Source organism: Pseudomonas sp. R19M (assembly GCF_050312585.1).
GTDB lineage: Bacteria > Pseudomonadota > Gammaproteobacteria > Pseudomonadales > Pseudomonadaceae > Aquipseudomonas > Aquipseudomonas palleroniana.
Map to the genome: position 1 here is coordinate 1 of NZ_JBNPJV010000006.1, position 5,528 is coordinate 5,528.

Annotated in this window: 3 protein-coding genes and 2 tRNA genes; 2 read left to right on the forward strand and 3 right to left on the reverse strand. The window is 60.7% G+C overall.

The window, feature by feature from the left end:
• Nucleotides 1-346: 346 nt before the first annotated feature.
• The gene (locus ACQRBT_RS00320; RefSeq protein ID WP_412047790.1) at nt 347-2,086 is read left to right on the forward strand and encodes a dipeptidase; all 1,740 of its coding nucleotides are present in this window, start codon (nt 347-349) and stop codon (nt 2,084-2,086) included.
• A gap of 29 nt (nt 2,087-2,115) precedes the next feature.
• Here ACQRBT_RS00320 and ACQRBT_RS00325 read toward each other — a convergent pair whose 3' ends face one another.
• Entirely contained in the window at nt 2,116-3,771 is a 1,656-nt protein-coding gene (locus tag ACQRBT_RS00325) for a M24 family metallopeptidase (protein ID WP_412047789.1), read from the reverse strand.
• Between the two features lie 78 nt (nt 3,772-3,849).
• Between ACQRBT_RS00325 and ACQRBT_RS00330 the strand changes: the two genes are divergently transcribed.
• The gene (locus tag ACQRBT_RS00330; protein ID WP_412047788.1) at nt 3,850-5,334 is read left to right on the forward strand and encodes a PLP-dependent aminotransferase family protein; all 1,485 of its coding nucleotides are present in this window, start codon (nt 3,850-3,852) and stop codon (nt 5,332-5,334) included.
• Nucleotides 5,335-5,372: 38 nt separating this feature from the next.
• On the opposite strand, the gene ACQRBT_RS00335 is transcribed toward ACQRBT_RS00330, so the two are convergent.
• Nucleotides 5,373-5,448 (reverse strand) — tRNA-Gly (locus tag ACQRBT_RS00335).
• Nucleotides 5,449-5,451: 3 nt separating this feature from the next.
• Nucleotides 5,452-5,527, reverse strand: a tRNA-Glu gene (locus ACQRBT_RS00340).
• Between the last annotated feature and the right edge of the window lies 1 nt (nt 5,528).

Genomic DNA, 5,528 nt, shown 5'->3' on the forward strand with positions numbered 1-5,528 from the left:
TCTGTAGTGAGCGGGCTTGCCCCGCGCTGGGTGGCGCAGCCGCCCCAAACCCAGGCACTTCGGTCCTTCTGAAATACCGCGGCGTCTTTGTTGGGGCGGCTGCGCCGCCCAGCGCGGGGCAAGCCCGCTCACTACAGAGTTTGTTTGCGGCAGGTTCTCTTAACTGACTGGCATTAGGGCAAGCCCCCTCCCACATTTCAGTCTTTATTGTCCTGACACCTGAGTACGATATTTCCCACACCAAGGCCTCCCTATAGCGACCTTGGTGATGGTAGTGTGTAGAAATGTTTCTGACTTATTGATCAGAAACCTCTTACTCACTATCTGCAAAGGAATGCCTCTGACAATGCACTTTCCACTCAAAAAACTGGTAGCCGCCACCCTGTTCGCAGCCAGCCTCTCGGCAGTCGCCACACCCGCTTTCGCCAACCTCAGCGCCGAACAAAGCGCGACGATCATCAAGCATTTCAACGAAGCGCCGGCTACCGATTTCCGGGGTTTCCTCGGCACCCTGTCCAAGGGCGAGCTGGCGAAAACCGATGATGTCGGCCCGGCCATCGAGACCTTCCTGGCCAACAAACCGCTGACCGCCGACCAGCAGAACGAAATCAATCGTCTGCTCGGTATTTACACGCGGGTGAAGTACGGCAAGGCCGCCCTGGAAACCCTGCGCGAGCTGGTGGAGATCCCGACGTTCAATGTCGATGGCCTGCCGCAGTACAAGAACCCGGAATTCCTCAAGATCGCCGACAAGATCCAGAGCCTGGCCAAAGCGTTCAATCTGAACTTTCGCAACGTCGACAACCGCGTCTATGAAATCACCCTGGAAGGCAGCGGTGACGAAGTGGTGGGCATCCACGCCCACGCCGACGTGGTGCCCGTAACGCCGGAAAACTGGGTGCTCAAGGACGGCACCAAACTCGACCCGTTCAAAGTCACGCTGATCGGCGACCGCATGTATGGTCGTGGAACCGAGGATGACAAGAACGGCATCGTCGTGGCCATGTACGCCATGAAAGTGATCAAGGAAGAAAAGCTGCCGCTGGCGCGCAACTTCAAGTTGCTGGTGGACACGACTGAAGAAACCTCCGGCGATGCGATCCCGTACTACTTCGAACACAACCCGGTTCCGCAATACAACCTGGCGCTGGATGGCGGCTACCCGGTGGTGATTGCCGAGAAAGGTTACGGCACCGTCATGGCCACCTTCCCGGTGCGCAAAGGTGAAGGCAAAGGCGCCGAGATCATTTCGATGACCGGTGGCATGGCCACCAACCAGATTCCTTCGGTATCGGTGGCCACTCTGGTCAGCGACAAGCCGGCTGAACTGGCGGCCAGCCTGGAAAAAGCCGGCGTTGAATACGCCAAGCAGAATGGCGGCGACTTCGAGGTGGCGGCCAAAGTGGTCGGCAACGAGGTAAAGCTGACGGTGACCGGCGTGTCCGCTCACTCCTCTGAACCGGAATCCGGTGTGAACCCGGTGGCGCGCATGCTGGTGCTGATCCACAGCCTGGACGGCAAGATTGCCCTCAAACACAACCACATCACCGACGCCGCGCGGTATGCCGCCGACAACTGGGGCCTGGATTACCTGGGCGGCAAATTGGGCGTGGGCTTCTCCGACGCCTTCATGGGGCCGCTGACCACCTCGCTGACCTTTGTCGGCCAGGATGCCAAAGCCTTCAAACTGGCGGTGAACCTGCGCGTACCGAAGGGCAAGACGCCGCAAGTGCTCAAGGCCGAAATCGCCGACAAGCTCAGCGCCTGGGACAAGCAATCCAAGGTCAAGGTGGACTTTACCTACTCGGTGGCCGAGCCGATGTACCGCAACCCTGAAGGCGAATGGGTGAAAGCCTTGCTCGCCGTGGCCAGCGAAAACCTGGGCATGGAACACAAGTTCGGCACTTCGGCCGGCGCGACCTCCGTGCACGAATTGCCCAATGGCGTGCAATTCGGCCTGGCGCGCCCGGAAGTCAAATACACCGGGCACACGGACGGCGAGTTCAAGAGCGTCGAGCAGTTCCTGCTCGACCTGCAGATCGTCACCGAAATGATGGGCCGCGTCGGGCAACTGCCCAAGCTCTGAGGCGATTTGAGCCCGCCGCAACGGCGGGCTCAACGCATCAGGATATCTTCCAAGAACCCACCGATGGGCAGCACGGGGTGACAAAGCTGGATCTCCAGCACCCACACCATTTCGCTGGGGGTGATAGCCAAGTCAGCCAGTTCCTTGTTCCCGAACAACGCATGGGGAAAATCCGCAATGCGATGACCGGCCAGGTTGCGTGACAGCCGCCAGCCTTTGTCCACGGCGCGGCGTTCGGCAAAGTCATACAGTTCACAGCCGGTCATGCCTCGCAGCCAGGCTTCGCGGGTTTCATCGAAGACTTCATGCAACACCTGGCGGCACTCCAGGTGCAACGGCGCCTCGCCGAAGACAAAGGTATCGCCGTAGTCCCCTTCATAGCCGTCCCAGACCGGGCCAAGGTCCACCACCACGATGTCGCTGGGGCGCAATGTGCGCAGCGGGTCGATGCCTTCCCGGGATGGGCGCACCGTATCATCGCCAAAGCGGATGTAGGTGGGATGCCAGGTATGTGAGGCACCCATGGTTTGCAATTGCTGGGCGGCCATTTCGAGGGCGGCACCCGTGGTCATGCCCACCTTCAGTTGGCTGGCGATCGCGGCCAGTGCACGCACGCTTTTCTCACGTGCCGCGAGCATGCCGTCGAGGGAATAGCGCGGCCCGACTTTTTCCCAGGTTTGATCCAGGTTGTCGAGCAGCGTATCGGCGCCGGACTGGCCACTGGGCACAAAGGCCTCTGCGATAAACCGATGGGCTGGCAAGCCCGCGTCCAGGCAAGCTGCACGCGCCTGGTTGATCATTACGCTGTTGCCGCAGGCATACACCTGAGCCGCCTCCCAGGCGTGCCCATGGCTCAGCGCAACCTCCTGCACCCTGCCCTCGGTTGCCAGTACCGGGTGCCAATGAAAATGCGCAGAGTCGATGACCGCCTGATCCAGGAATGCGCGGTCGTAGAAATCTGCCGCCTGTGCGCCGCCCCAGTAAAACGTCACCGGCACATCCTGTTGCAGGGCGGCCAGCAAGATCGGCTTGATACCCGCGTAGCCGGTGCCCGTGGCGAACAAGACCACAGGCGCAGCGGCATCATCCTGCCAGGTGCAGGCACCAAAAGGCCCTTCCAACGGCAACAGATCGCCGGCCTCGAGGTCATCCAGAAGCGTCTCGGAAAACAGCCCGCCGCGCACCCGGCGAATCTGAAACACCAGGCGCCCATCGCCTTCGGCCGGCAGGTTGGCGATCGAGAAGCAGCGCGAGTCACCGCCGACCAGGCGAAATTTGAGGTACTGGCCCGGCCGCACGGCCAATGGCTTATCCGGCATCAGGACCAACTCCGTGATATCGGCGCTGAGTGCGCGCTTGCCCAGCACCGTCGCCTCGACAACCAGCGCGGGCGTGTCCAGCGACCAGCCGGGAATTTCCAGGCGCATATCGGCGCACGCATGACTTTGGCACAACAGCATTTCATTGGCCGCCAAGGGGAAGCATGGCGCAGGGGCGCCGGGAGCCAGTGACTTGGCCCGATAGTGCCCCGCAGTGACGATGACCTTGCAGGATCCGCAGGCGCCGCGACGGCAGGAAAACGGAACGGACAGGCCGCTGGCGAGCATCGCGTCCAGCAATAGCTCGTCACCGGCTTCAAAGGTTTTCCCCGAGGGGGCGAGTTCGATGACATGGCGTGTATTCATAAAAACCTCGGGGTAAGTGAGGCTTGATTGTTGCGCTAGACTAGGCCCATTAGAAACCTCCAGTTTTGGATACTTCAGATGGTCCAGATGCGTAAATGGCGTCCGTTGCTCAAGTTGGATGAAAACACCCGCCAGGCCTCCTATCGCAAGATCGCCGAGGGCCTGGTGGCTGCGATCGTCGACGGGCGTCTGTCGCCGGGCACGCTGCTGCCGGGCACGCGAGAAATGGCGCAGTTGCTCGACGTCAACCGCAAGACGGTCATCCTGGCCTATGAAGAAGCCCTGACCAAAGGCTGGCTGATCAGCGAGCCGCGACGTGGGACGTTCGTCAATACGCAACTGGCGCCCACGCCAACGCCGCGCGGCGCACAACAGTCTTTTGCCCCGCCATTGCTGGAACAAGCGAACGTCGCGTACTTCACCCAGAACGCCCAGGTGATCGCCCTGCAACATCGGCACGACGCGCTGTTTTTCGATAACGGCGCCTGCGACCACCGCTTGCTGCCCCAGGCCGTGTTGCATCGCTACTACCGCAACGCGCTGCGCAACAGCTTTACGTCCAACTGCGTGCGTTACGGTAGCGAAGGCACCGGCTATGAATTGCGTTGCGCACTGGCGCAGATGTTGCGCAATAACCGTGGGTTGGCCGTCAACGCCGAGAATATCTGCCTGACCCCAGGCACCCAGGTATCGCTGTTCCTGACCGCCGGCCTGCTGATCCAACCGGGTGACGTGGTGCTGGTAGAACGCTTGAGCTACCCCCCCGCGTGGGAAATCTTCCGCAGGCTCGGTGCGCAATTGGTCATGGTCGATATGGACGACGAAGGCTGTCGAACGGACCACATCGAGCGGTTATGCCACATGCACAACGTGAGGATGATTTACCTCACGCCGCACCATCAATTCCCCACCACCGTGAGCCTGCATGCAGCACGTCGACAACAGTTGCTGGCACTGGCGGCGCAGCACAATTTCTGTGTGATCGAAGAAGACTACGACCACGAATACCATTTCAACGGGCGGCCGTACTTGCCATTGGCCAGTGATCACGCACAACGTCATGTGATCTATATTGGCTCGTTATCCAAAGCGTTGGGCGCAACCTTTCGTTGCAGCTACGTCGTCGCCCCCGCCAGCGTGATTGAAGTGCTGCAGAGGAGCGCGGCATTGGTGGTGGGAGACAGCGACGCGGTCGCGCAGAAGATGCTGGCCGACCTGATCAACCAGGGCGAATTGAAGAAACACCTGCGCCGCGTTTCAAAAGAATACGCCGCGCGTCGGGAGGTGCTGCAGAGCTGCCTGCAGGAGGCATTTGGCGACCGTATCCGGGTACGCGAGCCGGAGGGTGGCCTCGCGCTCTGGGTGCGGTTCGAGGATGACACCGACGTCGATCAACGGGTCAACGCCGCCCAGGACCAGGGCATCGTGGTGCGTAGCGCCCGTCAGTTTTCGCCGATGAACCTGCCGGAAAATGCCCTGCGCCTGGGTTTTGCCTCACTGGATCGGGATGAGATCCGTCAAGCCACGCAGCGGCTGGCAAAGGTGCTTAACGCGCACAAATAAAAACGCCGATCATCACTGATCGGCGTTTTCATTGAATATGGAGCGGGAAACGAGACTCGAACTCGCGACCCCGACCTTGGCAAGGTCGTGCTCTACCAACTGAGCTATTCCCGCAAATGGCGTCCCCTAGGGGACTCGAACCCCTGTTACCGCCGTGAAAGGGCGGTGTCCTAGGCCACTAGACGAAGGGGACA

What these genes read in the sequence shown, in the direction of transcription:
- ACQRBT_RS00320 (WP_412047790.1), top strand. Translation starts at nt 347, where the DNA reads ATGCACTTTCCACTCAAAAAACTGGTAGCCGCCACCCTGTTCGCAGCC.
- ACQRBT_RS00325 (WP_412047789.1), bottom strand. Translation starts at nt 3,771, where the DNA reads ATGAATACACGCCATGTCATCGAACTCGCCCCCTCGGGGAAAACCTTT.
- ACQRBT_RS00330 (WP_412047788.1), top strand. Translation starts at nt 3,850, where the DNA reads ATGGTCCAGATGCGTAAATGGCGTCCGTTGCTCAAGTTGGATGAAAAC.